This window comes from Sphingomonas sp. Leaf231 (assembly GCF_001421995.1).
Taxonomy (GTDB): Bacteria; Pseudomonadota; Alphaproteobacteria; order Sphingomonadales; family Sphingomonadaceae; genus Sphingomonas.
Genome location: NZ_LMLS01000005.1, coordinates 125,913 through 150,591, shown reverse-complemented (window position 1 = coordinate 150,591; position 24,679 = coordinate 125,913). Strand labels below are relative to the sequence as shown.

29 protein-coding genes and 1 tRNA gene are annotated in these 24,679 nt (G+C 66.7%); 13 read left to right on the top strand and 17 right to left on the bottom strand.

The window, feature by feature from the left end:
- Positions 1 to 114: 114 nt before the first annotated feature.
- Complete coding sequence (locus ASE95_RS15185) at positions 115 to 1,350, top strand: TetR/AcrR family transcriptional regulator (protein ID WP_056638120.1); 1,236 nt, start codon at positions 115 to 117, stop codon at positions 1,348 to 1,350.
- A gap of 12 nt (positions 1,351 to 1,362) precedes the next feature.
- Here the strand turns inward: ASE95_RS15185 and ASE95_RS15180 are convergent, their stop codons facing one another.
- Positions 1,363 to 2,211 carry a helix-turn-helix domain-containing protein gene (locus ASE95_RS15180; protein WP_056638117.1) on the bottom strand — a complete coding sequence of 283 codons (849 nt, stop codon included), beginning with the start codon at positions 2,209 to 2,211 and terminating at the stop codon, positions 1,363 to 1,365.
- A gap of 164 nt (positions 2,212 to 2,375) precedes the next feature.
- Between ASE95_RS15180 and ASE95_RS15175 the strand changes: the two genes are divergently transcribed.
- The 5 genes from ASE95_RS15175 (at position 2,376) to ASE95_RS15155 (ending at position 6,475) form a co-directional block, all read left to right on the top strand.
- Positions 2,376 to 3,014, top strand: a complete 639-nt coding sequence (locus tag ASE95_RS15175; RefSeq protein ID WP_056638114.1) for a glutathione binding-like protein — start codon at positions 2,376 to 2,378, stop codon at positions 3,012 to 3,014.
- Positions 3,011 to 3,784: a thioesterase family protein gene (locus ASE95_RS15170; protein WP_056638111.1), complete on the top strand. Its 774-nt coding sequence runs from the start codon at positions 3,011 to 3,013 to the stop codon at positions 3,782 to 3,784. The genes ASE95_RS15175 and ASE95_RS15170 overlap by 4 nt, the downstream gene beginning before the upstream one ends.
- Positions 3,785 to 3,894: 110 nt before the next feature.
- Entirely contained in the window at positions 3,895 to 4,359 is a 465-nt protein-coding gene (locus ASE95_RS15165; RefSeq protein ID WP_056638108.1) for a hypothetical protein, read from the top strand.
- Positions 4,360 to 4,400: 41 nt separating this feature from the next.
- Complete coding sequence (locus ASE95_RS15160) at positions 4,401 to 5,120, top strand: response regulator (protein ID WP_056638105.1); 720 nt, start codon at positions 4,401 to 4,403, stop codon at positions 5,118 to 5,120.
- A gap of 8 nt (positions 5,121 to 5,128) precedes the next feature.
- Positions 5,129 to 6,475 carry a sensor histidine kinase gene (locus ASE95_RS15155; protein ID WP_443025465.1) on the top strand — a complete coding sequence of 449 codons (1,347 nt, stop codon included), beginning with the start codon at positions 5,129 to 5,131 and terminating at the stop codon, positions 6,473 to 6,475.
- A gap of 79 nt (positions 6,476 to 6,554) precedes the next feature.
- On the opposite strand, the gene ASE95_RS15150 is transcribed toward ASE95_RS15155, so the two are convergent.
- The 12 genes from ASE95_RS15150 to ASE95_RS15095 form a co-directional block, all read right to left on the bottom strand.
- Positions 6,555 to 7,367: an inositol monophosphatase family protein gene (locus tag ASE95_RS15150; protein WP_056638098.1), complete on the bottom strand. Its 813-nt coding sequence runs from the start codon at positions 7,365 to 7,367 to the stop codon at positions 6,555 to 6,557.
- Between the two features lie 157 nt (positions 7,368 to 7,524).
- Positions 7,525 to 8,088: an elongation factor P gene (gene efp / locus ASE95_RS15145; RefSeq protein WP_056638095.1), complete on the bottom strand. Its 564-nt coding sequence runs from the start codon at positions 8,086 to 8,088 to the stop codon at positions 7,525 to 7,527.
- 66 nt (positions 8,089 to 8,154) lie between these two features.
- The gene (locus tag ASE95_RS15140; protein WP_056638092.1) at positions 8,155 to 8,745 is read right to left on the bottom strand and encodes a M23 family metallopeptidase; all 591 of its coding nucleotides are present in this window, start codon (positions 8,743 to 8,745) and stop codon (positions 8,155 to 8,157) included.
- A 1-nt stretch (position 8,746) separates the two neighbouring features.
- Positions 8,747 to 9,745 (bottom strand): L,D-transpeptidase family protein, encoded by a 999-nt coding sequence (locus ASE95_RS15135; protein WP_056638089.1) that lies wholly within the window; start codon positions 9,743 to 9,745, stop codon positions 8,747 to 8,749.
- A gap of 58 nt (positions 9,746 to 9,803) precedes the next feature.
- Positions 9,804 to 10,484 (bottom strand): thiamine phosphate synthase, encoded by a 681-nt coding sequence (gene thiE / locus ASE95_RS15130; RefSeq protein WP_056638085.1) that lies wholly within the window; start codon positions 10,482 to 10,484, stop codon positions 9,804 to 9,806.
- A gap of 100 nt (positions 10,485 to 10,584) precedes the next feature.
- Positions 10,585 to 11,493: a class I fructose-bisphosphate aldolase gene (locus ASE95_RS15125; RefSeq protein ID WP_056638082.1), complete on the bottom strand. Its 909-nt coding sequence runs from the start codon at positions 11,491 to 11,493 to the stop codon at positions 10,585 to 10,587.
- Positions 11,494 to 11,534: 41 nt separating this feature from the next.
- A complete protein-coding gene (locus ASE95_RS15120; RefSeq protein WP_056638079.1) occupies positions 11,535 to 11,885 on the bottom strand; it encodes a type II toxin-antitoxin system PemK/MazF family toxin in 351 nt (116 codons plus the stop codon).
- Entirely contained in the window at positions 11,876 to 12,112 is a 237-nt protein-coding gene (locus tag ASE95_RS15115) for a ribbon-helix-helix protein, CopG family (protein WP_056638076.1), read from the bottom strand. Before ASE95_RS15115 ends, ASE95_RS15120 begins: the two co-directional genes overlap by 10 nt.
- A gap of 346 nt (positions 12,113 to 12,458) precedes the next feature.
- Entirely contained in the window at positions 12,459 to 12,860 is a 402-nt protein-coding gene (locus ASE95_RS15110; RefSeq protein ID WP_056638073.1) for a hypothetical protein, read from the bottom strand.
- The gene (gene dxs, locus ASE95_RS15105; protein ID WP_056638070.1) at positions 12,857 to 14,788 is read right to left on the bottom strand and encodes a 1-deoxy-D-xylulose-5-phosphate synthase; all 1,932 of its coding nucleotides are present in this window, start codon (positions 14,786 to 14,788) and stop codon (positions 12,857 to 12,859) included. The genes ASE95_RS15110 and dxs overlap by 4 nt, the downstream gene beginning before the upstream one ends.
- A 23-nt stretch (positions 14,789 to 14,811) precedes the next feature.
- Positions 14,812 to 15,318, bottom strand: a complete 507-nt coding sequence (locus ASE95_RS15100; protein ID WP_056638067.1) for a Fur family transcriptional regulator — start codon at positions 15,316 to 15,318, stop codon at positions 14,812 to 14,814.
- A gap of 38 nt (positions 15,319 to 15,356) precedes the next feature.
- Complete coding sequence (locus ASE95_RS15095; RefSeq protein ID WP_082450178.1) at positions 15,357 to 15,746, bottom strand: MerC domain-containing protein; 390 nt, start codon at positions 15,744 to 15,746, stop codon at positions 15,357 to 15,359.
- 96 nt (positions 15,747 to 15,842) lie between these two features.
- On the opposite strand from ASE95_RS15095, the gene recJ reads away from it, so the two are divergent.
- Positions 15,843 to 17,588 carry a single-stranded-DNA-specific exonuclease RecJ gene (gene recJ / locus ASE95_RS15090; RefSeq protein ID WP_056638064.1) on the top strand — a complete coding sequence of 582 codons (1,746 nt, stop codon included), beginning with the start codon at positions 15,843 to 15,845 and terminating at the stop codon, positions 17,586 to 17,588.
- Between the two features lie 58 nt (positions 17,589 to 17,646).
- Positions 17,647 to 17,721, top strand: a tRNA-Glu gene (locus tag ASE95_RS15085).
- A gap of 587 nt (positions 17,722 to 18,308) precedes the next feature.
- Here the strand turns inward: ASE95_RS15085 and flaF are convergent.
- A complete protein-coding gene (flaF, locus tag ASE95_RS15080; RefSeq protein ID WP_056638062.1) occupies positions 18,309 to 18,680 on the bottom strand; it encodes a flagellar biosynthesis regulator FlaF in 372 nt (123 codons plus the stop codon).
- A gap of 157 nt (positions 18,681 to 18,837) precedes the next feature.
- Here flaF and motA point away from each other — a divergent pair, with 157 nt between their 5' ends.
- From motA to ASE95_RS15060, 4 genes are all read left to right on the top strand, one after another.
- Positions 18,838 to 19,707 (top strand): flagellar motor stator protein MotA, encoded by an 870-nt coding sequence (gene motA / locus ASE95_RS15075; protein ID WP_056638059.1) that lies wholly within the window; start codon positions 18,838 to 18,840, stop codon positions 19,705 to 19,707.
- 78 nt (positions 19,708 to 19,785) lie between these two features.
- Positions 19,786 to 20,148: a response regulator gene (locus ASE95_RS15070; protein ID WP_056638056.1), complete on the top strand. Its 363-nt coding sequence runs from the start codon at positions 19,786 to 19,788 to the stop codon at positions 20,146 to 20,148.
- A gap of 45 nt (positions 20,149 to 20,193) precedes the next feature.
- The gene (locus ASE95_RS15065; RefSeq protein WP_056638053.1) at positions 20,194 to 21,057 is read left to right on the top strand and encodes a flagellar motor protein MotB; all 864 of its coding nucleotides are present in this window, start codon (positions 20,194 to 20,196) and stop codon (positions 21,055 to 21,057) included.
- Positions 21,058 to 21,077: 20 nt separating this feature from the next.
- Positions 21,078 to 21,509: a hypothetical protein gene (locus ASE95_RS15060; RefSeq protein WP_056638050.1), complete on the top strand. Its 432-nt coding sequence runs from the start codon at positions 21,078 to 21,080 to the stop codon at positions 21,507 to 21,509.
- An 88-nt stretch (positions 21,510 to 21,597) separates the two neighbouring features.
- Here ASE95_RS15060 and ASE95_RS15055 read toward each other — a convergent pair whose 3' ends face one another.
- Both ASE95_RS15055 and ASE95_RS15050 read right to left on the bottom strand, forming a co-directional pair.
- The gene (locus ASE95_RS15055; RefSeq protein ID WP_056638047.1) at positions 21,598 to 23,241 is read right to left on the bottom strand and encodes a hypothetical protein; all 1,644 of its coding nucleotides are present in this window, start codon (positions 23,239 to 23,241) and stop codon (positions 21,598 to 21,600) included.
- Between the two features lie 155 nt (positions 23,242 to 23,396).
- Positions 23,397 to 23,591: a hypothetical protein gene (locus tag ASE95_RS15050; RefSeq protein ID WP_056638044.1), complete on the bottom strand. Its 195-nt coding sequence runs from the start codon at positions 23,589 to 23,591 to the stop codon at positions 23,397 to 23,399.
- A gap of 120 nt (positions 23,592 to 23,711) precedes the next feature.
- Between ASE95_RS15050 and ASE95_RS15045 the strand changes: the two genes are divergently transcribed.
- On the top strand, positions 23,712 to 24,113 hold the full coding sequence (locus ASE95_RS15045) for a hypothetical protein (protein ID WP_156348077.1): 402 nt from the start codon (positions 23,712 to 23,714) through the stop codon (positions 24,111 to 24,113).
- Here the strand turns inward: ASE95_RS15045 and ASE95_RS15040 are convergent, their stop codons facing one another.
- Positions 24,114 to 24,668 (bottom strand): MotE family protein, encoded by a 555-nt coding sequence (locus ASE95_RS15040; RefSeq protein WP_156348076.1) that lies wholly within the window; start codon positions 24,666 to 24,668, stop codon positions 24,114 to 24,116. It abuts the gene before it with no gap.
- Positions 24,669 to 24,679: the final 11 nt, after the last annotated feature.

Sequence of the window (24,679 nt, the reverse complement as noted above, 5' to 3'; positions counted from 1 at the left end):
CCCACCGCATGAGGTAGGCCATACCGTATCTTCGGTAAAGGCGTGGAATCGACCTTCGTCTCTCCGTTACAAAGGGACTGCATCTTCGAACGACATCATGCTAACGCTGCACCCATGGGGGACATCACGATCGACGACGCCGGCAGCACGCGTCGCTTCCGCGAAAAGCGCCAGGCGATCCTGGCCGCCGCCGCGGATGCGATCAACGAACAGAGCGCCAAGGGGATGACCTTCGCCGACGTCGCGCGGCGCGTCGGGCTGAACACGACCAGCGTCACCTATTACTTCAAGCGCAAGGAGGATCTGGCCGCCGCCGCCTTCGAGCAGACGCTGGATGGCTTGATGGCCATGCTGGACGATGCTTCGCGCGCACCGACGCCGCTGGCGCGGGTGGAACGCATGGTGACGCTGAACGTCGAGCGGCTTGTACGGATCGAACGTGGCGAAGAGCGCGCGCTGGCGGTCCTGTCCGACCTGCGCGCGATGGACGAACCAATGCGTGCGACGCTGATGAACCGTTGGCGCGAGGTGTTCCGGCGTACGCGCGCGCTGTGGGGTGAAAGCGGCTCGCGGGAGGCCAGCGACCTCGCCGGCGCACGCGCGCATGTCTTGCTGGAGAACATCTTCTGGCTGCCGTTATGGCTGCCACGTTACGAGGCCGACCAATATGCCCGGGTCGCCGACCGGTTGATGGCGCTGTTCCGGGACGGGCTGGCGGTAGCGGGCGCGCGATGGACGCCAAAGACAATGCCATTGCCACACGACGATGCGGTGCCGGGGCGCGAGGCTTTCCTGCTGGCGGCAACGCGGCTCATCAACGAACTGGGCTACCGCGGCGCATCGGTGCAGCGGATCGCGTCGGAGCTGAACGTCACCAAGGGCAGCTTCTACCACCATCTGGACGCCAAGGACGATCTGGTCGTCGCCTGTTATCGACGCAGCTTCGATACGATCGCGGCCTCGCAACAGCTTGCGGATGCCCGCGGCGGATCGCAGTGGCAACGGCTGTCCGACACCGTTGCGACGCTGGTGGCGGTGCAATTCTCCGGTCGCGAATCGTTGTTGCGTACGACGGCGCTCAGCGGGCTGCCCGCGGGCGAGCGTCAGCAGATGATCGACCGGTCGACCCGGATCGCACGCCGCTTCGCCGGCACGATGATGGACGGCATCGCCGAGGGGACCATCCGCCCGGTCGACAGCCTGATCGCGGCGCAGGCGATGATGGCGCTACTCAATGCCGCATTCGACATGCGCAAATGGGCGTGGAGCATGGATCGCGACCGGGCGGTCCGCCATTACGCCTCGACATTGATGTTCGGGATGTTCGATGATCGCGCGCTGACGAGGTAAGCCGTTCTCCAGTCAGACCGGGGTGCCGAACGCCTGTACGCGCGCCGCGATCGCGACCTGATTGTGCGGACCACGCCGGCGGGCGAAGTCGCGCACCGAACAGCCCAGGAAGAGGTGGCTGTCGCGCAGGAAATGCGAACGATCCCAGTAACCGGCCGCCTCCAGCGCCGCGGGCCCGCCCTCGGGGTCGGTGAGCACGATGGTGACCGCGCGCAGGAAGCGCGTGCGGCGCAGGAGCAGCTTGGGCGTGAAACCGAAGTTGAAACGCGTCATCGCCGCCAGTCCGCGTGGCGACATGTCCAGCACCTCGGCCACCGTCTCGATCCGGGTGGTGGCGGGATCGCGCAGTATCTCGCACAGCACCTCGATCCGTGGATCGGCCGGCGGGCGACGTTGCAGGCGCGCCTCAAGCCATTGATCGAACACGGCGTCGAAGGCATCGTCGCGTTCCAGCGCGTCGCACAGCATCTGCGCACCAGGATCGATGTCGTCCAGCGCGATGACTCGATTGGCGTAGCGCGACACGTCACCGCCGAAGAACTGCGCCCAGCCGAACGGCCGCAGGCCGACGCCGACCAACACGCCGCCGCCGCATGCGACATAGCCCGCGTAACTCGTCGGCCCGGTCAGCGCGACCGGCGGGACCGGATCGAAGCAGCGACTGCCGAGCTTGAGCGACCACGAAGGGCTGGGAGGCAGCGTGACGCGGATGGTCGCGACGCTGGGAAAGAATGCATCGTGAATATCGCGTACCGCGGAAACGGGTGCCGCAAACCGGTGATACCCGGTGACGTAGCGTGCCAGCCGCTGCCCCGCAGGGAGATAGCGGACACCCACATCGCCCGCTTCGACTTCCTTCATGTCTACGTCGCCCCCCAGCAACCCCCGAATTCGTCATAATCTTTTGTTGCGCAGCCGCAAGCATATGTGGGGTACAATGCGCTTTTTGCCCACGATCTGGAACGTATCCTGTCATCGAGGCGATAGGCGCATCAGCGTTACCGGCGTCCGAGGAGTTTTCATCGATGATCGACCTGCATTACTGGCCCACGCCGAACGGTCACAAGATCCTGATCTTCCTTGAAGAGGCCGGGATCGATCATGTCATTCATCCGGTCGACATCGGCGCCGGCGACCAGTTCAAGCCGGATTTCCTTAAGATCGCGCCCAATAATCGGATGCCGGCGATCGTCGACCACGACCCGCGCGACGGCGGCGCGCCGATCAGCATATTCGAGAGCGGGGCGATCCTGCTGTATCTGGCGCACAAGACCGGCGCGTTCGGCGGACGCGATCCGCGCGCGCACGTCTACGTGCTGCAATGGTTGATGTGGCAGATGGGCGGACTGGGTCCGATGCTTGGGCAAAATGCCCATTTCACGCGCTTCGCTCCGGAGAAGGTGCCTTACGCCATCGATCGCTACATCAAGGAGACGACGCGGCTGTACGGCGTGCTGGATCGACAGTTGGAAGGACGCCCGTTCGTGACCGGCGATGATTATACCGTCGCCGATATGGCGTGCTTCCCATGGATCCTGCCGGAGATGCAGGGGCAGGACATGGCACAGTTCCCGAACCTTGCGCGGTGGCATGCCGCCATCGCGGCACGCCCGGCGGTGGTCCGGGCGCTGGCGCGCGGCAAAGCCGTGACGGAACGCGCATGACGGCGTTGCAGTCGATCCTGTCGGCGGCGCGGGCGACGGGAGACGGAACGTGGGAGGCGACGATCCCTGACGACTGGTTGCAGGGTCGCACCGCCTATGGCGGCCTTTCCGCCGCGCTGGCGCTGGAATGCGCGATGCGCAGCCAGCCCGACCTGCCGCCCTTACGATCCGCGCAGGTGGCGTTCGTGGGCCCGCTTGCCGGCGGCGTCCGGGTGGTGACGCAATTGCTGCGCCGCGGTCGTAACGCCGCGTTCGTGCAGGCCGATGTGCGTGGAGATGCCGGGCTGGGGGTGCGCTGCACGTTCGTGTTCATGCGCCCGCTGGAAAGCACGGTCGATCACGATCGCAGCGCAACGGCGGCTTGCGCGCCGCCGAACGATGGTGACGCGATATTCCGCGGCGTGTCGGCCATGCCCTTCAGCGAACGGTTCGAGACGATCGACCGCCCGGTGGACGACGTCGCGACGTGGCGACGCTGGGTGAGGCTGGCCGAGCGCGGGGGATTGTCGCCCTGGGTCGAGTTGCTGGCGATCGGCGATGCGTTGCCGCCGGCCGCGATGCGGTTGATGTCGCGCGCCGCGCCGCTCAGTTCGCTGACCTGGATGGTGAACGTGCTCGACGCCGCGCCGGCCACGGATGGCGGCTGGTGGCTGGTTGAATCGCAGACCGACCATGCACGCGATGGTGCGACATCGCAGGCAATGGCGATCTGGAACGCCGCCGGCCGCAAGGTGGCCGAACAGATGCAGGCCGCGGCAATCTTCGGCTGATACAAGTCGCGACACATTCGCGTGATTTCCGACACCAACGCGTGACGTGGGGACGGCACAAGCGACGTTCCGGGGCCGTTCGCCCTCTCTGAACCGGAAGGGAGCTGACCATGAAGATGTGGATGACCGCTGCTGTGACGTGTGCGGCAATGCTGGGCGCGACGTGCGCGACCGCGCAAACGCCGTCACAGGCCGCATCGCCGGACCCGCGCGGCGATCGTATCGTCACCCGCAACGACGCCGCCGCGCAAGCCGATCGTCGTTTCGCGGTGATGGACGCCAACGGCGACGGCAAGCTGACGCGCGACGAACGACGGATCTCGCGGGGGCAGCGTCACCAGCCGGTATCGACCACAGCGGACGGCGATAACAAGGGGGCCGGCAGTCACCGTGGCCGCGACGCCGACCAGACGCAGGGGCAATTTCGCGAGCGGGCGCTGCACCGCTTCGACCGGATCGACACCAATCATGATGGCCGCATCGACCAGCGCGAACGTGAGGCGATGAGGTTGTTGATGCGCGCGCGCCGCGCTGGTGGTGACGCCGCGCCATCTGGTGCCGGCGCGCCGCGCTGACCCCTTCAACCCGCACGCCGATTGTGTCAGGTGCCATAAACATGGGCGACACCCCGCATCTCCTGCTGGTCGATGACGAGCGCTCGATCCGTGAGCCGTTGGCCACGTACCTGACCAAACAGGGTTTCCGCGTGACCCAGGCGGGCGACGCAGAGGCCGCGCGCACCCGGCTGGCGGCATATGCGATCGACCTGATCGTCCTTGATATCATGATGCCGGGCGAGGACGGATTGTCGCTGTGCCGCCACGTCCGTGCGACCGGTGAGACCCCGGTAATCCTCCTGACCGCCAGGAGCGAGGAAACCGACCGCATCGTCGGGCTGGAAATGGGCGCGGACGATTATGTCGTGAAACCGTTCTCCCCGCGTGAACTGGCGGCGCGGATCAAGACGGTGCTGCGGCGGACCGCTGGCGGCGCGGTGCGTCATCACGCGCCCGAGAGCGGCTCCTACGGCTTCGCCGGCTGGGTGCTGAAGACGGGCGAGCGTGCGCTGATCGACCGGGAAGGTGTATCGGTGCCGCTATCGACCGGCGAGTACAACCTGTTGCTGGCGCTGGTGCAGCGACCGCGGCAGGTGCTGACGCGCGACCAGTTGCTCGACCTGACGCAGGGGCGCGAGGCGGCGGCGTTCGACCGCGCGATCGACAATCAGGTCAGCCGCCTGCGCCGCAAGATCGAACCCGATCCCAAGGCACCGGAAATCATCAAGACGGTGTGGGGCGGTGGCTACGCATTGTCGACGGATGTGACGCGACTGTGAGGATGCGGATGCCATGGCCGCGCAGCCTCGCGGGGCAGATGGCGTTGCTGGTCGCGCTGGCGCTGTTCATGGCGCAGGCGGTGAACCTCGCGCTGCTGCTGCGCGAGCGTGGCGCGGTGCGGATGGCGCAGATCACGCGACCCGCCGCGTTCCGGATCGCCGACGCGCTGGATCAGGAAGCGGCGGGGCGACCGGTAGTGGCGGATCGCGGGCGGGTGCGGCTGGTGCCGGGCAACCCGGTAACGCCGGCGATGAAGCCGCAGGCAGCGGTGGCGCGTGAACTGTCCAGCCAGTTGAGCGACATGGGCGTCCGTGTGGCGGCGATCGACGTCGCGATCGCCGCACCCCGCCAATACCGGGTGCCGCTCAGCCGGTTCGAGCGACGGATGGCGGCGCGCGGCGATCGGCCCGACCGGCCGCGTGAAACGATCGTGATCGCGATAAAGCGCATTGATGGGCGGTGGATGGCACTGGCGGGTGGATTGCCGCACGACGACCTGCGCCTTTTCTGGCGGTTGCTGGCGCAGACGCTGATCCTCTATGGCGTCGTGCTGCTTCCGGTCCTGTGGGTAGCGCGGCGGATTTCGCGGCCGCTGCGCGCGCTGGCCGCGGCGGCGCGTGGCTATTCGCCGGCGGTGCCCCCCGTGCCGCTGGTCGAAAGCGGACCGCCGGATGTGCGTGCGGTGACCACCGCCTTCAACGCGCTGCGGCTGCGCGTCACGGCGATGCTCGACGAAAAAGACCGGATGCTCGGGGCGATCGGCCACGACCTCCGCACGCCGCTGGCCGCGTTGCGCGTACGGATCGAGTCGGTCGAGGACGAGCAGGATCGTGCACGGATGGCGGATACGATCGCGGAGATGAACCGCACGCTGGACGATATCCTGTCGCTGGCGCGGCTGGGCCGACCGAGCGAGCCGGAAACCGAAGTCGATCTGGCGGCGCTGGTCGATGCGGTGGTCGAGGATTTCCGCGACCTGGGCGAGGCGGTGACATTCGAGGAGCCCGAGCGACTGCGGATGCGGCTCCGCCCCTCGCTGATTCGCCGCGCGGTGCGAAATCTGATCGAAAATGCGGTGAAATATGCGGGTGAGGCGGAAGTGACCCTGGCATCGGACGCGCGGGTGGCGGCGATCGCGGTCGCGGATCGCGGACCGGGTATCCCATCCGACCGGCTGGATCAGGTGTTCGATCCGTTCTTTCGCCTGGAAAGCTCGCGCAACCGCCACACCGGCGGCATCGGCCTGGGGCTGGCGCTGGCGCGGGCGATCGTCGAGGAAGCGGGCGGCGCGATCGTGCTGGCGCCGCGTGAGGGCGGCGGCTTGCTGGCGACGATCACCTTGCCGCGCATGTAGCCGACATCGCGACGTAGCGAGGCGATCCGGGGCGCGACGCCCCGGCGGCCGCTCGCCACGATCGCAATGACGAACGGGGTCAGCGCAGCGCCTGCGCGACCATCTTGTGCAGCTTGGTATGCAGCCCGTCGTTCGACGCCAGGAACTCGTTGCGTTCGATCGCACGATCACCGCCACGGAAGTCGGTGACGAAGCCACCCGCTTCCTTGACCAGCAACATGCCCGCCGCGACGTCCCAGATCTTCAGGTCGCTTTCCCAATAGCCGTCGAACCGGCCCGCCGCGACCCAGGCGAGATCGAGCGCGGCGGCACCGAGCCGTCGAATACCCGCGACCTGCGGCGCGACCGCGCCGAAGATGCGGGTCCATTGCCCGAAATCGCCATGGCCCATGAACGGGATGCCGGTGGCGATCAGCGCCTCGGATGGTTCACGGCGCGACGACACGCGCAGCCGCTGGTCCTGCAACCACGCGCCGCGACCCTTTTCGGCCCAGAAGCTTTCGTCCGTCAGCGGTTGATAGACGAGCGCGGTCGTGATCTCGCGCTTGCCGTTGGGCATCGGTTCCTCGACCGCGATCGAAATGCAGAAATGCGGCATGCCGTGAAGGAAGTTCGACGTGCCGTCGAGCGGGTCGATGATGAAGCGCGGCTTGTTCGGATCGCCCTCGATCGTGCCGCCCTCCTCCATCACGAAGCCCCAGTCGGGCCGCGCCTTCGACAGTTCGTCGTACAGCGTCCGCTCGCACCGCTGATCGGCCTGGCTGACGAAATCGGCCGGCCCCTTTCGGCTGACCTGCAGGTGCTGGACCTCGTTGAAGTCGCGACGCAGCCGCGGCGCTGCCTTGCGCGCCGCACGCTCGATGACCGTAAACAGGCCGGAATGGGATGCCATGTCGTACCTTTGCGCCCTCCCCTCTCCGCGAAGAGGGTTTGATCGAGGGACAGTTGCGGGACGGTATCATCCGGGGCCGTCCCCCACCCCTGCGCCGTCCACCCCGCCGCGGTCGCCGCGCGGCGGCCGAACCGGCGAAAGTGGGGCGCGGTGCCGATCAGTCGGCGCGACGAACGTAGGTCTGCTCGTACACGTCGACGACGATCCGCACGCCGCTGGCGATATGCGGCGGCACCATCACGCGCACGCCGTTGTCGAGGATCGCGGGCTTGTAGCTGGACGAGGCGGTCTGCCCCTTCACCACCGCATCGGCCTCGACGATCATCGCCTCGATCGTGTCGGGCAATTGGACGCTGATCGGCTCCTCGTCGTGAAGCTCCATGACCACGTCCATGCCATCCTGCAGGAAGGCCGCGGCGTCACCCAGCAGGTCGCGCGGCAGCGTCACCTGATCGTAGGTTTCCTTGTCCATGAAGACCAGGCCGTCACCCTCGGCGAACAGGAACTGGAAGTCCTTGGTGTCCAGACGAACGCGCTCCACCGTCTCGGCGGAACGGAAGCGAACGTTGTTCTTGCGACCGTCGCGAAGGTTCTTCAGCTCGACCTGCATATACGCGCCGCCCTTGCCGGGCTGCGTGTGCTGGATCTTCACCGCGCGCCAGATGCCGCCTTCGTACTCGATGATGTTGCCGGGACGGATGTCCACGCCGCTGATCTTCATGGGGCTTCGCCTGTGTAAAAAGAGCCGCGGCGCCGTGCGGTTTCCGCGGGCGCCGATGGCGGCGGCTTAGCGGGTGGCGGGTGTTTCGGCAAGAAGCGGAAAGGGATCGATGGCCTGCCCGCCCGACCATCCTTCGCCCGGCGTCATGCGCAGCACCGAGAAATGCAGGTGCGGCGCGCCCGGATCGGCGTTGCCGGACGCGCCGACCGTCGCGATCGCCTCACCCCGGCGGACCACCATTCCCTCGGCCAACCCCGCACGATAGTCGTCGAGATGCGCGTAATAATAGATCGTGCCGCCGTCCGTCGATCGCAGGTAAATCGTCCGCCCGCCGTCGGCACTGTCGAACAGCTTCTCCACCCTGCTGTCGGCGACCGCGATGACGGGGGTGCCGCGCGCTGCCATGATGTCGATCGCGTCATGGTGGCGGGCACCACCCCCGCGCGGCTGCCCCCAGCTATCGACCAGCGCGCGGCGCGCGACACCGGCGACCGGCACCGGCAGGCGGGCGCCATCCGCCACCGGCGGTGACGGGCGCGCATCGACCGGTGCTGGGGCGACCGTCGGCGATGACGACGATCCGAACGATACCATCGAGGCGAACCCCGCCCCGAGCAGCAGGATCAAGGCGAGGATCGACCAGCCGAGCTTCGTCATGTCAGGCCTGGAACACCACCGGGGTACCGCCCTTCACCATCAATGCGACGCGTGCCGCATCCCAGTTGGTCAGCCGGACGCAACCATTGGATTGCGCGCGTCCGATCTGCTGCGGCTCGCTGGTGCCGTGGATCCCATAATGCTCCTTGCTGAGGTCGATCCACACCACGCCTACCGGGTTGTTCGGGCCGGGCGGGATGATCTGCGCCTCCTTGCTGTCGCTGACACCCTTCAGGATCTTCGGGTTCATCTTCCAATCGGGATTGGGCGACACGTGCAGCACCTTCCAATTGCCCAGCGGCAATGGATCGCGCGACGACCCGATCGTCGCGGTATATTGCGCGACGAGGCGGCCATTGCCGTCGATCACGCGCAGCACGCCATCGGACTTGTCGACCACGATCTTCGCCGCCTGCGGTACTGCCGCCTCGACGTTGAGCGACGACAGGGTCGCGCGCCACTGCGGCGTCGCATCGGCGGGGTAGTGGCGCGACGTCGGAAAGGTATTGGGGACGACGATTTTCGAGCCGACACCGATCGTCGTGACGCCGGGGTTCAGCTCCGCCAGCACTTGCGGCGTAGTGTGGAAACGCTCGGCCAGCTTCTCCAGCGGACGCGCATAGGCCATCGACGTCAGCTTGGCCTGCTCCGCATAGTCCTTCGACATGTTCGGCACGTACGGACCGCGCATCGCGGCCGCGTCTAGCGTGACCTCCCTGGTCGGGCGAACCTCGGCGAAGCGGCGCAGCGCCGCGACGGTCGCGTCATCGACAGTGCCGGTGACACGCAGCCCGCGGCTCTCCTGGAAGCCCTTGAGCGCGTTCGTCAGCGAATTGCCACCGCGCCCGTCCAGAATGCCCGGGCCGAAGCCCAGCTTGTCGAGTACGACCTGCACGCGCAGCACGGCGGGGTCGAGCGTCGGGCGGGCGGGTGCGGCGGGCTGGGCCAGCGCGGCGGATGCGGTGGCAGCGATCAGGATGGTGGCGGCGATGCGCTTCACGAACGGCCCTTTCGTACTTTCGGAACCGTAACAACGCCGTGACGTCCGCCGGGGTCCGTCAGCGCGCGAGCACCGCCTGGAAAGCCCGGATCGCCGCAGCTTCGTCGCCGCCCCACACCGCATGGCTGGCAGCGATGAAGTCGGCACCGGCGGCGATCAGCGGCGCGGCATTGTCGGGGGTGATCCCGCCGATAGCGACACCCGGCAGTTCGAACAGTGCCGCCCACCATGACAGGATCACCGGATCGGGCCGATGCTTCACCTGCTTGGTCGTGGTGGGATAGAAGCTGCCGAACGCGACGTAATCCGCGCCGGCATCGCCTGCCTCCATCGCAAGGTGGCGACTGTCATGGCAGGTAACGCCGATCTGCACCGTCGGCCCCAGGATGCTGCGCGCCTCGCGCGCGTCGCCGTCCTCCTGCCCCAGGTGCACGCCATCCGCGCCGAGGCGCTTGGCAAGGCTGACCGAGTCATTGACGATAAACGCGACCTCACGGTCGGCGCAGATGCGCTGCAACGGCTCGGCAAGGCGCGCGGCGGCGTGCTGGTCGATATCCTTCACGCGAAACTGGAACGCCGCGACCGGGCCAGCGTCGAGCGCGTTCTTCAACCGATCGGAAAAGGTGCCGGTGACGTCGCCGGGCGAGATCAGATAGAGCTGGCACGGAGGCCGGCGGTCGTCGCGCCGGAAGTTGGCGGCGAAATTCGGGTCGAGCGGGCCGAGCGGGTCTTCAGTCATCGATGCCGATTAGCGGGTTCCCGGACGAAGCGGAAGTTTTGTTCGCACGCATGCTTCGGGTGCTGGCGGGCGATCCCTTGGGACCGCCCGCGGCGATCGCTTATGCCTCGCCCTTGTAGATCGCCACCAGCTTGTCGAGCATCGCCAACGCTTCGCCACGCTCCCGCTGGAAGGTGTTACGCCCGATGATCGAGCCATTGCCGCCACCGGCGAGGATGTCGCGCGCATCCTGATAGACAGCGTCCACGCCCTTCGACGCGCCGCCCGAGAAGACGACGATACGCCGACCCGCGAAGCTCGACTGGACGACGTGGCGCACGCGGTCGGCCTGGTTCGACCAGTCAGTACCCTCGTAGCTCTTCTGCGCGTCCTTCTGCTCGATATGCGCGCTGGGCAGCTTCACCTTGATGATGTGTGCGCCGAGCAGCGCCGCCATGTGCGCGGCATAGGCGCCGACATCGAGCGCGAGCTCGCCGTCCTTGGTGAGCATGCCGCCGCGCGGATAGCTCCAGATGACCGTGGCCAGCCCCGCCGCCGCCGCTTCCTCGCGCAGCGCGCGGATCTGCTCCATCGACGCGAAGATGTCGTCGGCACCGGGGTAGATGGTGAAGCCGATCGCAGCGCAGCCGAGCCGCAGCGCGTCCTCCACGCTCCCGGTCTGCGCCTGCGCGATCGACGTCGCCCAGCTGTTCGAGCTGTTGACCTTCAGGATGGTCGGGATCTGCCCGGCGAAGGTGTCGGCACCGGCCTCCAGCATGCCGAGCGGGGCGGCGAACGCCGACAGGCCGGCGTCGACCGCCATCTGGTAATGGTAATGCGGGTCATAGGCCGGCGGGTTGATCGCAAAGCTGCGGGCCGGGCCATGTTCGAAGCCTTGATCGACCGGCAGGATGACCAGCTTGCCGGTGCCGCCCAGCTTACCGTGCATCAGGATGCGGGCCAGATTGGCCTTCACCGCCGGGCTGGTGGCTTCGTATTTGTCCAGAATGGATGTGACGATCGGCGTCATGATGGTTTCCTGTCCTGTTATTTCTGCAAGCCGGTAAGTTTCTACAGCGCGAGCCAGCGGCGCAGCGCCTGATCGACCTGCTCCATGCGGGTGGCGGAAGCATGCCCGACCAGCTTGACGATGCGATGACGGCGGATGCTGGTGATACGATCGACCTGCACCTCGCATTCGACGGTCAGGCCGGTATGTTCCTGGGGCGAAATGGCAACACGGAACAGCACCTCGCCACCGACCACGGTGGTCAGCGGACAGACCGTGACGGTAGCGTGGCTGTCGTTGAACAGGTCGGCCTGCACCACGACGCACGCACGCGGGGCACCGCCGGCCTGGTCGGGAGCGGCGACCATGACGATCGCGCCGTGGCGGATCTCGACCGGATCACTCACCGCCATGCGGCATCCTCCCGCTCGGCGCTTTCCCAGAACGCATAATCCTCATGCGTGTCGCGACGCGAGGCGCGCTGCGACTGACGCCGCGCCTCGCGACGGAACGCCTCATCATGCAACTCGACGTAGCGGCGCACCGCCTCACGCGCGATGTCGCTCTTGCTACGCCCCTGCGTGCGCGCAACGTTGGCGAGCCGCTCTTCCAATTCCGTATCGAGCCTGACGCCGAGCAACTGACCCTCCGTTTAACACGTTCAACGTAGAACTTGTCGGATGAATAGGCAAGCGGGTTTCGATCGGGTCGCGAGGCGGACGGAGCCATGTGACGGCCCGATCTGCTCGATGTCCCGACAAGCCTGTCGCCGGCCAGCGCGCCGAGGGTATGCGGGGGCAAGCCCGCCGTCGTCACCCCGACCTCGAGCCCGGTTGACGTTGCCAGACTTCATTACGTGGCGGGGCCGATCGACCTCCAGCGCGCCACGGGTGCCGGACTGCCAGCGTTCCGCGGGACGGTCTGGTTTGCTTGGCTACGCTCGCAGTGACGGCGCTTGCAGGGGTCTCGCGGGACGTCGATCCCGCCTAGGCCCTCGTGCCAGCGCGCAACGACGCGTCGAGATAGCGCACCACCGCTGCAGCGTCGGGCAGGTCGGGCAACGCCACGCCCGGCGGCGGCAGACCGGCGCGCGCCGCGGCGTCGGCAACCAGATCGTCGATCTCGCCACGATCCAGTTTCAGAAAGCGCTTGAGCGTGTCCTCCGGGCGCGGCACCACCCCCTCCCCGTACCAGGGAGCGAGCGCGGCGCGGACGGCGGGCGGAACGCGCGGGTCGACATCGGCGAACACCGCATCGAAATCGGCGGCGGTCCACGTCGCGCGCTCGGCCACCGCGCCGCGGACCCGGCGCACCATCGTCCAGTTCACCCACAACATGCCGACGACATACAATGCCGTCAGCGCGGCGACCTTCTGCCAGCCGGTCACGCGCGCGCGATGACGCCCGCTTCGTTGTAGCGCAGCGCCTTCAACACCGTCTCGACGATCGCATCGGCATCCAGCCGCGCCTGCGCATATTGCACGTCGGGCTTGTCCTGATCCTGGAACAGGTCGGGCAAACGCATCGTGCGGATACGAAGGCCATTGTCGGTCAGCCCCTCGTCCGACGCCATCGTCAGGACGTGCGCGCCCAGCCCGCCGACCGCATTCTCCTCGATCGTCACCGCCACTTCATGGGTAGTGAGCAGGCGGCGGATCAGCGCCTCGTCCAGCGGCTTGGCGAAGCGCAGGTCGGCGACGGTGGTGGTCAAGCCCTTGGCCTCCAGCGTGTCGGCAGCCTTCAGCGCCTCCGCCAGTCGCGTGCCGAGCGACAGGATCGCTACGGCCTTGCCCTCGCGAACGACCCGTCCCTTGCCGATCTCCAGCGCGGTCGGCACGTCGGGCAGCGCCACGCCGGTGCCGTTGCCACGCGGATAGCGGACCGCGATCGGACCGCTGTCATGCTCGACGCAGGTCTGCACCATATGCGCCAGCTCCGCCTCGTCCGCCGCCGCCATCACGACGAAGTTGGGCAAGGTCGCCAGATAGGTGACGTCGAAACTGCCCGCGTGAGTCGCGCCGTCCGCACCGACAAGCCCGGCGCGGTCGATCGCAAAGCGGACCGGCAGGTTCTGGATCGCGACGTCATGGACGACCTGATCGTAGGCACGTTGCAGGAACGTGGAATAAATCGCGCAGAACGGGCGCATCCCCTGCGCGGCCAGGCCGGCGGCGAAGGTCACCGCATGTTGTTCGGCGATACCCACGTCGAAGAAACGATCCGGATGCGCAGCGGCGAATCGGTCCAGCCCGGTGCCCGACGGCATGGCGGCGGTGATGGCGCAGATGCGGTCGTCGACATCGGCGGCCTTGGCCAGCATCTCGCCAAAGACGTTCTGATAGGCCGGCGGCCCCGGCGGCGCTTTCGCCTGCGTGCCGGTGACCACGTCGAATTTCTGCACGCCGTGATATTTGTCCGCCGCCTTCTCGGCCGGGGCGTAGCCCTTGCCCTTCTTGGTCACGACATGGACCAGGATCGGGCCTTCCTCGGCGTCGCGGACATTCTCCAGCACCGGGATCAGATGGTCGAGATTGTGGCCGTCGATCGGGCCGACGTAGTAGAAGCCCAGCTCCTCGAACAAGGTGCCGCCCATCGTCATGCCACGGGCATATTCGTCGGTCTTGCGTGCCGCGGACTGGAACGGACGCGGCAGGCGCTTGGCGATGCGCTTCATCACGTCGCGCACACCCAGGAACTCGCGGCTCGACACCATGCGCGATAGATAGGCGGACAGGCCGCCGACCGGCGGTGCGATCGACATGTCGTTGTCGTTCAGGATCACGACCAGCCGATTGCCCGCCGCCTCTGCGTTGTTCATCGCTTCGTAGGCCATGCCGGCCGACATCGCGCCGTCACCGATCACCGCGATACCCTTGCCGGGCACGCCGGCCAGCTTGCTGGCGGTGGCGAAACCCAGCGCGGCACTGATCGAAGTGGAGCTGTGCGCCGCGCCGAACGGATCGTACTCGCTTTCGCTACGCTTGGTGAAGCCCGAGAGCCCCCCGCCCTGGCGCAGCGTGCGGATACGGTCGCGCCGTCCGGTCAGGATCTTGTGCGGATAACATTGATGCCCGACGTCCCAGATCAGCCGGTCGGTAGGCGTATCGAAGACGTAGTGGATCGCAACGGTCAGTTCGACGACGCCCAGGCCTGAGCCGAGGTGGCCGCCGGTCACGCCGACGGCAGCGATCGTTTCCTGCCGCAGCTCGTCGGCGAGTTGTCGCAATTGCTCCGGCTTTAAGCGGCGGAGATCATGAGGCGTATCGACGGTGTCGAGCAACGGCGTGGTCGGGGGGGTGTTCGGGGCTTCGGCCATCCGCCCCGAATAGCTGAGCAGGATCAGTGTGTCGATTGCCCGATTCGCGTGCGATCCTGCACCTGCCGTTCGGCGGCGCACCGTGCGCAGCGGCCGCGCACCTCCACCACGGGACGCTCGGTGACGAATCCGGCGGCGCTGGCGGCGGCGCGCAAGCCCCCGGTCAGCAAATCATCATCGAAGTGAGTAGTGTTGCCGCAGCCGTCGCACACCAGGAAGATGCAGTCGTGCCGGCAGCCCGGATGCGCGTTGGCGACATAGGCGTTCGCACTTTCCACGCGGAGCGCAAGGTTGGCCGCGACGAACAGGTCGAGAATCCGGTAGATGCTGTTCGCCGCGATCCTGCGCCCTTCGCTGCGCGACAGCGACTCGGCAATATCATAGGCCGACGCCGGCTTCGCAAATTCGGCAAGCGCCAGATACACGCTGGCGCGCATCGTCGTCCACTGCTCGCCGGATTGCTCCAGTGTCGCCTGCGCCACGGCGAGCAGATCGTCGCCGCGCGGCTCATGATGTCGATGGCCCGCCATAAAGCGGATTTAGGCACGACCGGGGAGAACGGCAAGTTTCAGCAACGTTTATGCCGGTTGAGCGCATGGCCGGTGGCCAGTACCGCGACACCCAGGACCGTGAGCGCGGATTCGACGAGGTGCCCTTCATCATGCGCGACGAACAACGCTGCACCCATCAGCATCAGCCCGACCGCGCCCACCACGATCGGCAGCACGCGCCGGTGCGAAACGATGCCGCGCCCGAACGCGACGCAGCCCAGCACGATCGCGATCAGCAGTCCGCCCTCGTGGATCAGCGGATTGCCCAGCATGCCACCCGCGGTGGACAGAGCGGCAACCAGCACCGTCGTTGCAAGACAATGCACCACGCACGCCGCAGACAGCCACATCGCGACCCGATCCAGACGGCCGGTCTTGTTATCGTCGATCGCATCACGAGCCATCATCCACCGATATTAGGGCAATCGAACCAATGTTACAACGTCACATTCGCGCTTTTCTTCCCGCGTGACGTTCCCCGCTCCCTTCGCTAGAGGCATGCGATGCGCCACGTACTCGATGTCGAGCGCTCGATCCTCGGCCAGCCCTGGCGCTGGCGTGCACTGGCCGCCGACCAGCGCGACGGGTTCGTGCCGGATGATCTGCTCACCCAATTGCTGCTCTCGCGCGGCTGCCCACGTGACGCGCTGGCCGCGCACAAGGAGCCGTCGATCCGCGGCTTCATGCCCGATCCTTCGATCTTCCGCGACATGGACACCGCCGCGGCGCGGCTGGCCGATGCGGTGCAGGCCGGCGAATCGATTGCGATCTTCGGCGACTACGACGTCGATGGCGCCACGTCCTCGGCATTGCTGGTGCTGTTGCTGCGCGCGCTAGACCGCGAAGCCCGCGTCTACATTCCGGACCGGGTCGCGGAGGGCTATGGGCCGAATGCTGCCGCGATGGAGCGGCTGGCCGCAGAAGGCGCCACGTTGATCGTCACCGTCGATTGCGGCGCACAGGCGTTCGAGGCGCTCGCCGCCGCTCGCTGCGACGTGATCGTCGCGGATCACCACCAGTGCGCGACGGAACTGCCGCGCGCGATCGCGGTAGTGAACCCCAATCGCCGCGACGAAGGCGAGGGCGCGGCGCACGGCCATCTCGCGGCGGTCGGCGTCTGCTTCCTGCTCGCTGCGGCGCTGGTACGCGTGTTGCGCACCCGCGGCTATTTCGCGGACCGTGCGGAGCCGCGGTTGCTCGACCTGCTCGATCTGGTCGCGTTGGGTACCGTCGCGGATGTCGCACAGTTGCGCGGGCTGAACCGTGCGTTCGTGGCGCAGGGCCTCAAGGTGATGGCGCAGCGCCGGAACATCGGACTTACGGCGCTGGCCGAAGCGGCGCGGCTGACGCGTGCACCGACCGCCAGCGACCTGGGTTTCGCTTTGGGGCCGCGGATCAATGCCGGTGGCCGGGTCGGCCGCGCGGACCTTGGCGTGCGACTGTTGACCAGCGACGACCCCGGCGAGGCGCGTGCGATCGCCACCGAACTGGACCGGCTGAACGAGGAACGCCGCGCGATCGAGGCGATCGTGCAGGAAGGCGCCGAGGCCCTGCTCTGTCACGATCGCGCGGTGTGCGTGGTGGCGGGCGCGGGGTGGCACCCCGGCGTGATCGGCATCGTCGCAGGGCGGCTGAAAGAGAAACTGGGACGACCCGCGATCGTCATCGCGCTGGACGAGAATGGCATCGGCAAGGGTTCCGGCCGGTCGATCACCGGAGTCGATCTGGGCGCGGCGGTGCTGGCAGCGCGCGAGCAGGGCTTGCTGGTCGCCGGCGGTGGACACGCGATGGCCGCCGGACTGACGATCGCGGCCGATCAGGTGGCGGACTTTGCCGCATGGCTCGACGAGCGACTGGCGGTGCCCGTCGCGGAGGCGATGGCGGCGCGGGCGCTGTTGTTCGACTCGGTCGTGGCCCCCGGCGGCGTGACGCCGTCGCTGGTCGATGCGCTGGAGGCCGGCGGGCCATATGGCACCGGCTGGCCGGCGCCGCGCGTCGCGGTCGGCCCGGTACGTGCGGTGAAGGTCGACGTGGTCGGTAACGGGCACGTCCGCGCGATCGTGGCCGGTGACGACGGACGCAGTCTGAAGGCGATGGCGTTCCGCGCGGCGGACACAGCGCTCGGCCAGGCACTGCTCGCCGCAGGTCCGACGCGACGGCTTTGGCTGGCAGGACGCGCCAAACGCGACGACTGGAGCGGTCGCGACGTGGCGGAACTGCACCTGGATGACGCTGCCTGGGCAAATTGATCGCGCGAGAACGCTTGACCGGACGCGCCGACCCGCCTAGTCGGCTCGACACCGCAGCGGCCCCTTCGTCTAGCGGTTAGGACGCGGCCCTTTCACGGCTGAAGCACGGGTTCGATTCCCGTAGGGGTCACCAGTTTGGAAACGGCAGCTAAATCGCGCTGACCTGGCATTCTTTCATTCACCCGTCCCGCCGCGGCGTGCTCAAGCATCGCTCTGGATTGCTTCAGTCCGCCCGAATGCTTTGAGCCCGTTTTGAGCAAGTTCGTTACGGGCAGTTCCAGCGCGCCTCGCTTCTCCGCGCGCGATAGTCGAGCGAATCATCGTTGCTTCGATGTCGAGCTTGCCTTCATCTTGGAGGAACTCTCCATTTTACGGCGCAAGGGTAAACAGCATGGACCATCGCCGCACCGAACCAACCATCTCATCTGCCAAGGGCAGGTCGACCGAATGGACCGGACGACCGACGTAGCGACCGTCAGAGGCTTTCATCACGAAAGCCATGAACAGCCTCGGACGCACCCGGCCGACGTCATCGCCGCCTATAGCGCGGCCCGCCAGCCAGAGGCGCCCATCGGCCGTACGCCTTCCGAGTAGATCGGCCGGGTCGGGACCTCGGAGCCACACCGTTCATCCTCGATCCGATCCACCATCAGATGCAGACCAAAACTAGTCGGCGAGACCGCCGCCATCGCTCGCTGGCGGCAAGGCTTTTTCCAAGCCTTAGCTGACGACCAGCGAAGGCTCCACATGCTGTTCCAGCCCCGCCATGATCGTCCGGTTCACCGCGATCAGGTCTGCGGGTGACTCCTTCCCGCGGACCACGGCACTGGTGTGCCGATCGACCCAGATCGCCAACGATACGATGCTGGCGCGCAACTCCACCGGCAAGGCGTTGCGATCATCATCGCAAAGCATCGAGAAGACGCTCCACATCTCTCGATTGCGATGCAGGACGGGCATCAACGCGATGCCGGTCAGTCCGGCCTCCACAGCGCGCACCAGATCGCGCGTCGTGTCGCCGACCAGGCGATATTCCATGGCGCGTGGCGTTTCGGAATAGGTGCGTGCCTGCTGATACGCGTTGAGTGACATGGACGACTCCTCTGTAGCTTCCCGCCCTTTATAGGATGGGCCACACCCGGGAGGGCAAAGTCGCCGCACCGCGTAAAACGGCACCCTCGGCACCCTCCCGGCACAAACGTTCCTATAAAATGCTCAGCATACATCTGACTCGGCTGCGGGAATAAACATGATCAACGGAATAGCGGTCGTCCTGATCCTGGCGTGCGTCTTCGGGAGCTTTGTGATTTCAGGCGGCAACATCGCCGTTATCCTTCATGCGCTTCCACACGAACTGGTCGCGATCGTCGGTGCGGCGACGGGCGCGTTCATGCTCGGCAACGGCACCGGCATCATTCGGCGCGCGTGGCAGGGACTTCAGCTCGCTTTCCGTGGACCGCATTGGCGCGAGATGGAATATCGCGATTTGCTTGCGCTGCTTTATGCTTTGTTGACGCTGTTCCGGAAGGAAGGACCGGCTGCGATCGAGAACCACATCGACGCACCCGACCAGAGCAGCATCTTCATCAGCTTCCCACGCCTGCTCGAAGATCGCGAGCTGATGCACTTCATCTGCGATTACCTGCGGATGATGACCGTCAGTTTGGACGATCCGCATCAGCTCGCCGAGGCGATGGAAAGCGATATCGAACGCCATCATGCGGAACAGCACCAGCCTGTCCACGCCCTTCACACCATGGCCGACGGACTCCCGGCGCTCGGCATCGTCGCCGCGGTGCTGGGCGTCATCAAGACGATGAGTTCGATCGATCAGCCCACCCAGATCCTGGGCGAGATGATCGGCGGCGCCCTGGTGGGGACGTTCCTGGGCGTGCTGCTGTCCTATTGCTTCGTCGGTCCTATCGCATCGAAGCTCAGCCAGATCGTCGAAGCCGACACCAAGCCGTACACGATCGCGAAGGCGACGATCATCGCCTATGCCGAGGGAACACCCGTCCAGATCGCGATCGAACTCGCCCGCCGGATGACCCCTTCGCATTATGCCCCCTCGTTCAGCGAACTAGAGGAATCGCTCCAGCCGCTACGCGTCGCCGCGTAGCGGCGGCTGCGCGCCCCTTCTCCAGCCTATCCAGAACCATCGGAGCCAATCATGGTCCAAGCAGCAGTTATCAGAGTCATGGTCGTCGACGATCAGGCCAGCATGCGCGCGGTGATCCGGCACTCGCTGCAGGATCTCGGCATCAAGCAGGTCCGCGACAGCGGGTCTGCCGCCGCAGCGCTCGAAGCCATCCGCGACGATCGAGTCCACCTGATCGTCTCGGACTATAACATGCCGGACATGGACGGCTTGGAGCTTCTAAAGGCTGTTCGCGAGGATGATACTCTTCGACGTACCGCCTTCATCATGCTGACCGGATCCGCCAACCGCGACGTCGTCCAGCAAGCCGCCGCGCTTGGCGTCAACGATTACCTCGTCAAGCCGTTCGCAACCGCGGCGCTGAAAGAGAAGATCGAACGCGTCTTCGGCGAATTGTCGTGATCGCGTCCTGCTCCGATCCTGTGCCGCGCGGGAAGGCGTGACGCGATGGCTGGCGCTGAAATCCAGGTCGAGCCTCGCGTCATCCGGCGCAGACGCCGGGCGCAAAAGCCGGTCGTGCCGCACGGCGGCGCATGGAAGGTGGCCTATGCCGACTTCGTGACGGCGATGATGGCGTTCTTCATGTTGATGTGGTTGCTCGCCAATGCGGACAAAGGGCGACTGAAGGGCCTCGCCGACTATTTCTCCACCACGACCACCGGCGCTCCATCGGGGGTGAGCAATCTGATCGGAGACGATCCCGGTCAGGGCGGTCGGCGGGCTAAGGCGCAGGGCGACAATCCGGAGGCTTCGGGCAAGCCCACCGAACCGGCGGGTTCTTCGGGTGCGGCCAGTGGCGGCACAGCCAACATCCCCGAGGCGACGCAGCGCGTCATGGCGGATGAGATGCGGCTGGCGCTGGAACCGGCGACCGACACGCCCCGGACGACGGCGGTGCATGTCTCCTCAAGTCGCGAAGGCCTGCGCATCAATCTGATGGACTCCAGCCGTCACAGCCTGTTCGCTGGCGCCAGCGCGACGTTGAATGCGCATGGTCGCACCCTGCTGATGCGACTGGCGCGAAAGTTGACGGAGACCGAGGTTCGTATCTCGATCGAGGGCCATACCGACGCGAGCGGCGGCGAGCAGAGTCAGGCGAACTGGGCCTTGTCCAGCGCGCGTGCGCTGGCCGCGCGAGACGCCATGCTTGCCGCCGGATTGCCGCCCCACCGCTTCGCCGATCTCGTTGCGAAGGCCGGTACCGAACCGGTCTACCCCGATGCGCCCGCTCGCCCGGAAAACCGGCGGATTACCGTCGTGGTCCTCGGAGAAGCGTCGGTGCTGCCACGCGACGTCGGTTTTCGCTTCTAGACCAGCTTTGGAGAGTCTCCATGAAGAAGCCGACATTCATTGCGATCGTGACCATCATGTTGGGGGCAGCCGCGGGAACGGGCGGTGCCTGGGGAGCGGCGCGCATGTTCGGTGCGGGGGCGCTGACCCAACCGGATATGAGCAAGACGTTCGTACCGGTTCCTGGCATCGTGGCGCCGCTGGTTGCCGAGGATGGCCACCTGCTGGGTTATCTGAAGTTCGACGCCCAACTGGAGGTGCCGCGCGAACGCACCAGTTTCGTAAGCGCCAACATCCCGCTGTTGCTGGATGCCATCAATCGCCAAAGCTTCGCCGCCCCCATCGCCGGCGGCCCCGATGGCATGCTGCCGCGTTTGCCGGTGCTCCACAAGCTGATGTCGCAGGCATCGCGACAAACTTACGGCGCAGACCTGGTGTCCCGCGTCGCCATCACCCAGATCAGCCCGCTGTAAGGCTATCGTGCAGCGCCGGGCATGAAGAAAGGGCCGTTCCCCATCGGGAACGGCCCTTTTCATATGTAACCATCCGGTGTGCGGCCGGTCAGCGGGCGGCCGCCGCCGCGTCGAGAAGGTCCGCCAAACTTCCGGCGGGGCTGGCGCTTGGCAGGCTGGCGAGTGCGCGCACGAGGCGAGCCGGCTGCGCACCGGCCGGGCCGGCGATCAGGTCGAACGCCGCAGCGGTGGATAGGCCTGCAAAATCGCTGCCGTAGCGCGCGTGCAGGGCTGTCAGGTCATCCAGGCGCCCCAGCATGGCGAGCGCGATCCCCTGTCGCAACACGACAGTCTGGTCGACCTCGCTCAACATGCCCTTGCCCGCTCGCGGAAGAAGGCCGTTCATGGTCACGACCAGATCCTCCCAGCGTCGCTGCCGCCACAGAAGTTCGCCGCGCAGCGCAGCGCTGTCCGCTACATCTTGCAGCAAGGCGACGGCGTCTCTTCCGCGTCCCGACAGAAACAACGCGATCGCCTCCATCTGATCGCGTTCCATGTTCATTTCCGGCGTGAACGCCGCCGCTTCGGTACGCCGAAGCATCGACACCGCCGCACCCGGTCGGCCGGACAGGATGAACAGCGAAGCGACGCGCACCGATAGCGGCCCGCGTGCGAGGTCGCCGGCGCGATTGAGCAGCTGGTAGTTCAGCAAAGCAGCGGCGCGATCGTAGAGCCCGGCGGCCTGCAGCCGGTCGACCAATCCCGTAACCAGGCGATCACCGTCATTGCCGGCGGGAAGCATGTCGCGATAATTCCACAGCAGCCCTGCAGCGCGATCCAGCGGCAGCCGCGAGGCCGGGCCGACCATGGCGGCAAAGCCGCTGCGGACTTCTTCGGCGAAGCCCGGCGGCTGATGGGATGCGCCGAAGTACCGAAGCAGGGTCGCTCCCTCGCTCAACGCGCCGGGGAAATCTCCCATCCGGCGCCGCCAGCGATAGCCGAGTTGCAGCGCGCCTTCCTCGACGGCGTCGCCATGCCAGCCGTAGCGCAACGTGGTGAGCTGACGCAGGCCGGCGGTGGCGCTTAGCGACCCGCCATTAACGCCCGCCTCGATCCGTGAAAGTCGTGCGGCCATGCGAAGCGGCGTGGGGCCATCCACCTCAGCGCGCTCGAACCGCAGCCTCGCCTCCGCCCCCCTGCCCAGCGCGGCCAGCGCTTTGCCACGAACGAGGTTTGCTGCAGGGTCGCGATCGGACAATGGCGTGAGCAAGGCGATCGATCGCCGCGGGTGGGATGCCGTGAGGGCATCCGCGATCGCGAGCAGGAACGGTGCCCGTCCCGCCGCATCGCGCGCCGCCAGCGCCGGTCCCGCGCAGGAGAACGATCTGAGCAGGGTATCGGCGGAGAACGCTTGTTCGTAGCCGACCGACGCTATTCCGGCCAGCGCCCGCGCCTGCCACGCACATCGCTCGGGATGCTTGCTGCCCGGCGCCAACAGCATCACAGCTTCGCTGCGGCGTCCCGCAAGGGTCATGGCCGCACCGCGGGCCACGCGAAATGGCTCGACGAGATCCAGGTCGGGTTCGTCAAGCCGCATCACGGCGAGCACGCCCAACGCCTCCTGACCCAGGTTTCGGCCGATCAGATTGCGAGCATAGGCCCAGCGGCCGGCTTGGCGATCACCCGCTCTGCTCAGAGCGCCCCATGCCTCCTTGTTCTCCAGCAGCGGCCACGCCGTCGCGCCGGCTGCCATGGGCCTCTGCGCCAGTCGCGGGGCGAACGGCGTGACGTCTGGGAGCCGTCCTCGCGAGTATCCAAGCGGCTGCTCCGCACGATCGACAGCCGTTCCCATGCCGGGCGACGACGCGAGAAGCGCCAGGACACCCGCAGCGCTCAGCGGCGAACGCATCATGCCACGATGCTCACGTTGAAGCCGAAAAGGGATGCCAGCCCGCCACCGATCGCCGCCGCGCAGATGAACAATATGATCAGACGTACCACGTGAATGGGTTTGTCCGGGCGCGACGGTGGAGCCGGATGATCCAGGATCAACCGATCGCTGCGCCTGCGTTGCTGTCCACGATCGTTCGGATCATAGGTCACGGGACGTACACGAGGGGGTTGGCTGTCACGACTCATCACCAGAACTCCGCATTTTCCTATAATACCTTATAGGACGACCCACGCGTGGGGTCGGCCGCTGACTGCGACATGGAGTTTGCGATGACGAAGAAGTTTGCGACGCTGGCAATGACGACGATGCTTATCGGCGCATCGGCACCGTCGCCGGGCGCGGGGACCGCGACGGAGGCCGCGCCGCAATTGCTCGTGATCGATCCGTTCGATCTCCCGATCGTCAGCGCTGATCGCGTCGATGGTCGTTTGATCGCGAACTTCAGTGTGCAACTGCGGGATGCCGGCGCGATGGATCGCGCTCGTGACGACCTGCCGCAAATTCGTGCGCGGTTGCTGTCGGCCGCGATGGACTTCAATCACCTCCACGGTTCGGCACTGACCCCGCCCGACGCCGAGTTGTTGAGCAAGAGCCTTAACCGGACCGAGACGCTGGACATGCCCGAAGTAGTGCGGGTTCTGATCGTCGAGTTGCGATCCTCTCCGATTTGATCAATCGAGCGGCCGCTGGCGGACCGGCGGCCGAGGCGGGGCGCTCGTCGTGGGCGAAGCCTCGTCGAGGCTGTTCGTCGTGCGCCCGGCAAGCCGCATGCTGAGCCGTGCGGCGGCCTGTGGCTCCATATACGTCATGATCCCGCCCATCGTACGGTTGCGCATCTTCCGCGCGACGAGCGTCCGGGTCTCCAGGTCGAGAGCGCCCATGATCGCTGCCGCCTTGGCGGGCTTCATCGACTGGTAGATGCGAGCCAGTTCATCGATCGGCGGGGTCGACGCCGGAATGCTCGCATCGGCCGGCTCCCGGCCGGCCGTCGGCAGTTCGGCGACATCGGGCGTGGCTTGTGCCGCCGCCAACCTGCGCTCGGCAGCTTTGATGCTCTGCTCACGCAAATCCATGGCCCGACTGCGACGGGCGAGCACCCGGTCGCGATCGGCCACGCCTTGCGCGATCGCTGCGCCGGGTTGGCCCTGCTTCGGATCCGGTCGGGCAAGGTCTACCGCCTGCCCCACGGCGGCGGCGCCGGCCAGCACGGTGGTCGCCAGCAGCAAGGGTACGCCGA

What these genes read in the sequence shown, in the direction of transcription:
- ASE95_RS15185 (WP_056638120.1), top strand. Translation starts at nt 115, where the DNA reads ATGGGGGACATCACGATCGACGACGCCGGCAGCACGCGTCGCTTCCGC.
- ASE95_RS15180 (WP_056638117.1), bottom strand. Translation starts at nt 2,211, where the DNA reads ATGAAGGAAGTCGAAGCGGGCGATGTGGGTGTCCGCTATCTCCCTGCG.
- ASE95_RS15175 (WP_056638114.1), top strand. Translation starts at nt 2,376, where the DNA reads ATGATCGACCTGCATTACTGGCCCACGCCGAACGGTCACAAGATCCTG.
- ASE95_RS15170 (WP_056638111.1), top strand. Translation starts at nt 3,011, where the DNA reads ATGACGGCGTTGCAGTCGATCCTGTCGGCGGCGCGGGCGACGGGAGAC.
- ASE95_RS15165 (WP_056638108.1), top strand. Translation starts at nt 3,895, where the DNA reads ATGAAGATGTGGATGACCGCTGCTGTGACGTGTGCGGCAATGCTGGGC.
- ASE95_RS15160 (WP_056638105.1), top strand. Translation starts at nt 4,401, where the DNA reads ATGGGCGACACCCCGCATCTCCTGCTGGTCGATGACGAGCGCTCGATC.
- ASE95_RS15155 (WP_443025465.1), top strand. Translation starts at nt 5,129, where the DNA reads ATGCCATGGCCGCGCAGCCTCGCGGGGCAGATGGCGTTGCTGGTCGCG.
- ASE95_RS15150 (WP_056638098.1), bottom strand. Translation starts at nt 7,367, where the DNA reads ATGGCATCCCATTCCGGCCTGTTTACGGTCATCGAGCGTGCGGCGCGC.
- efp (WP_056638095.1), bottom strand. Translation starts at nt 8,088, where the DNA reads ATGAAGATCAGCGGCGTGGACATCCGTCCCGGCAACATCATCGAGTAC.
- ASE95_RS15140 (WP_056638092.1), bottom strand. Translation starts at nt 8,745, where the DNA reads ATGACGAAGCTCGGCTGGTCGATCCTCGCCTTGATCCTGCTGCTCGGG.
- thiE (WP_056638085.1), bottom strand. Translation starts at nt 10,484, where the DNA reads ATGACTGAAGACCCGCTCGGCCCGCTCGACCCGAATTTCGCCGCCAAC.
- ASE95_RS15125 (WP_056638082.1), bottom strand. Translation starts at nt 11,493, where the DNA reads ATGACGCCGATCGTCACATCCATTCTGGACAAATACGAAGCCACCAGC.
- ASE95_RS15120 (WP_056638079.1), bottom strand. Translation starts at nt 11,885, where the DNA reads ATGGCGGTGAGTGATCCGGTCGAGATCCGCCACGGCGCGATCGTCATG.
- dxs (WP_056638070.1), bottom strand. Translation starts at nt 14,788, where the DNA reads ATGGCCGAAGCCCCGAACACCCCCCCGACCACGCCGTTGCTCGACACC.
- ASE95_RS15100 (WP_056638067.1), bottom strand. Translation starts at nt 15,318, where the DNA reads ATGGCGGGCCATCGACATCATGAGCCGCGCGGCGACGATCTGCTCGCC.
- ASE95_RS15095 (WP_082450178.1), bottom strand. Translation starts at nt 15,746, where the DNA reads ATGATGGCTCGTGATGCGATCGACGATAACAAGACCGGCCGTCTGGAT.
- recJ (WP_056638064.1), top strand. Translation starts at nt 15,843, where the DNA reads ATGCGCCACGTACTCGATGTCGAGCGCTCGATCCTCGGCCAGCCCTGG.
- flaF (WP_056638062.1), bottom strand. Translation starts at nt 18,680, where the DNA reads ATGTCACTCAACGCGTATCAGCAGGCACGCACCTATTCCGAAACGCCA.
- motA (WP_056638059.1), top strand. Translation starts at nt 18,838, where the DNA reads ATGATCAACGGAATAGCGGTCGTCCTGATCCTGGCGTGCGTCTTCGGG.
- ASE95_RS15070 (WP_056638056.1), top strand. Translation starts at nt 19,786, where the DNA reads ATGGTCGTCGACGATCAGGCCAGCATGCGCGCGGTGATCCGGCACTCG.
- ASE95_RS15065 (WP_056638053.1), top strand. Translation starts at nt 20,194, where the DNA reads ATGGCTGGCGCTGAAATCCAGGTCGAGCCTCGCGTCATCCGGCGCAGA.
- ASE95_RS15060 (WP_056638050.1), top strand. Translation starts at nt 21,078, where the DNA reads ATGAAGAAGCCGACATTCATTGCGATCGTGACCATCATGTTGGGGGCA.
- ASE95_RS15055 (WP_056638047.1), bottom strand. Translation starts at nt 23,241, where the DNA reads ATGGCAGCCGGCGCGACGGCGTGGCCGCTGCTGGAGAACAAGGAGGCA.
- ASE95_RS15045 (WP_156348077.1), top strand. Translation starts at nt 23,712, where the DNA reads ATGACGAAGAAGTTTGCGACGCTGGCAATGACGACGATGCTTATCGGC.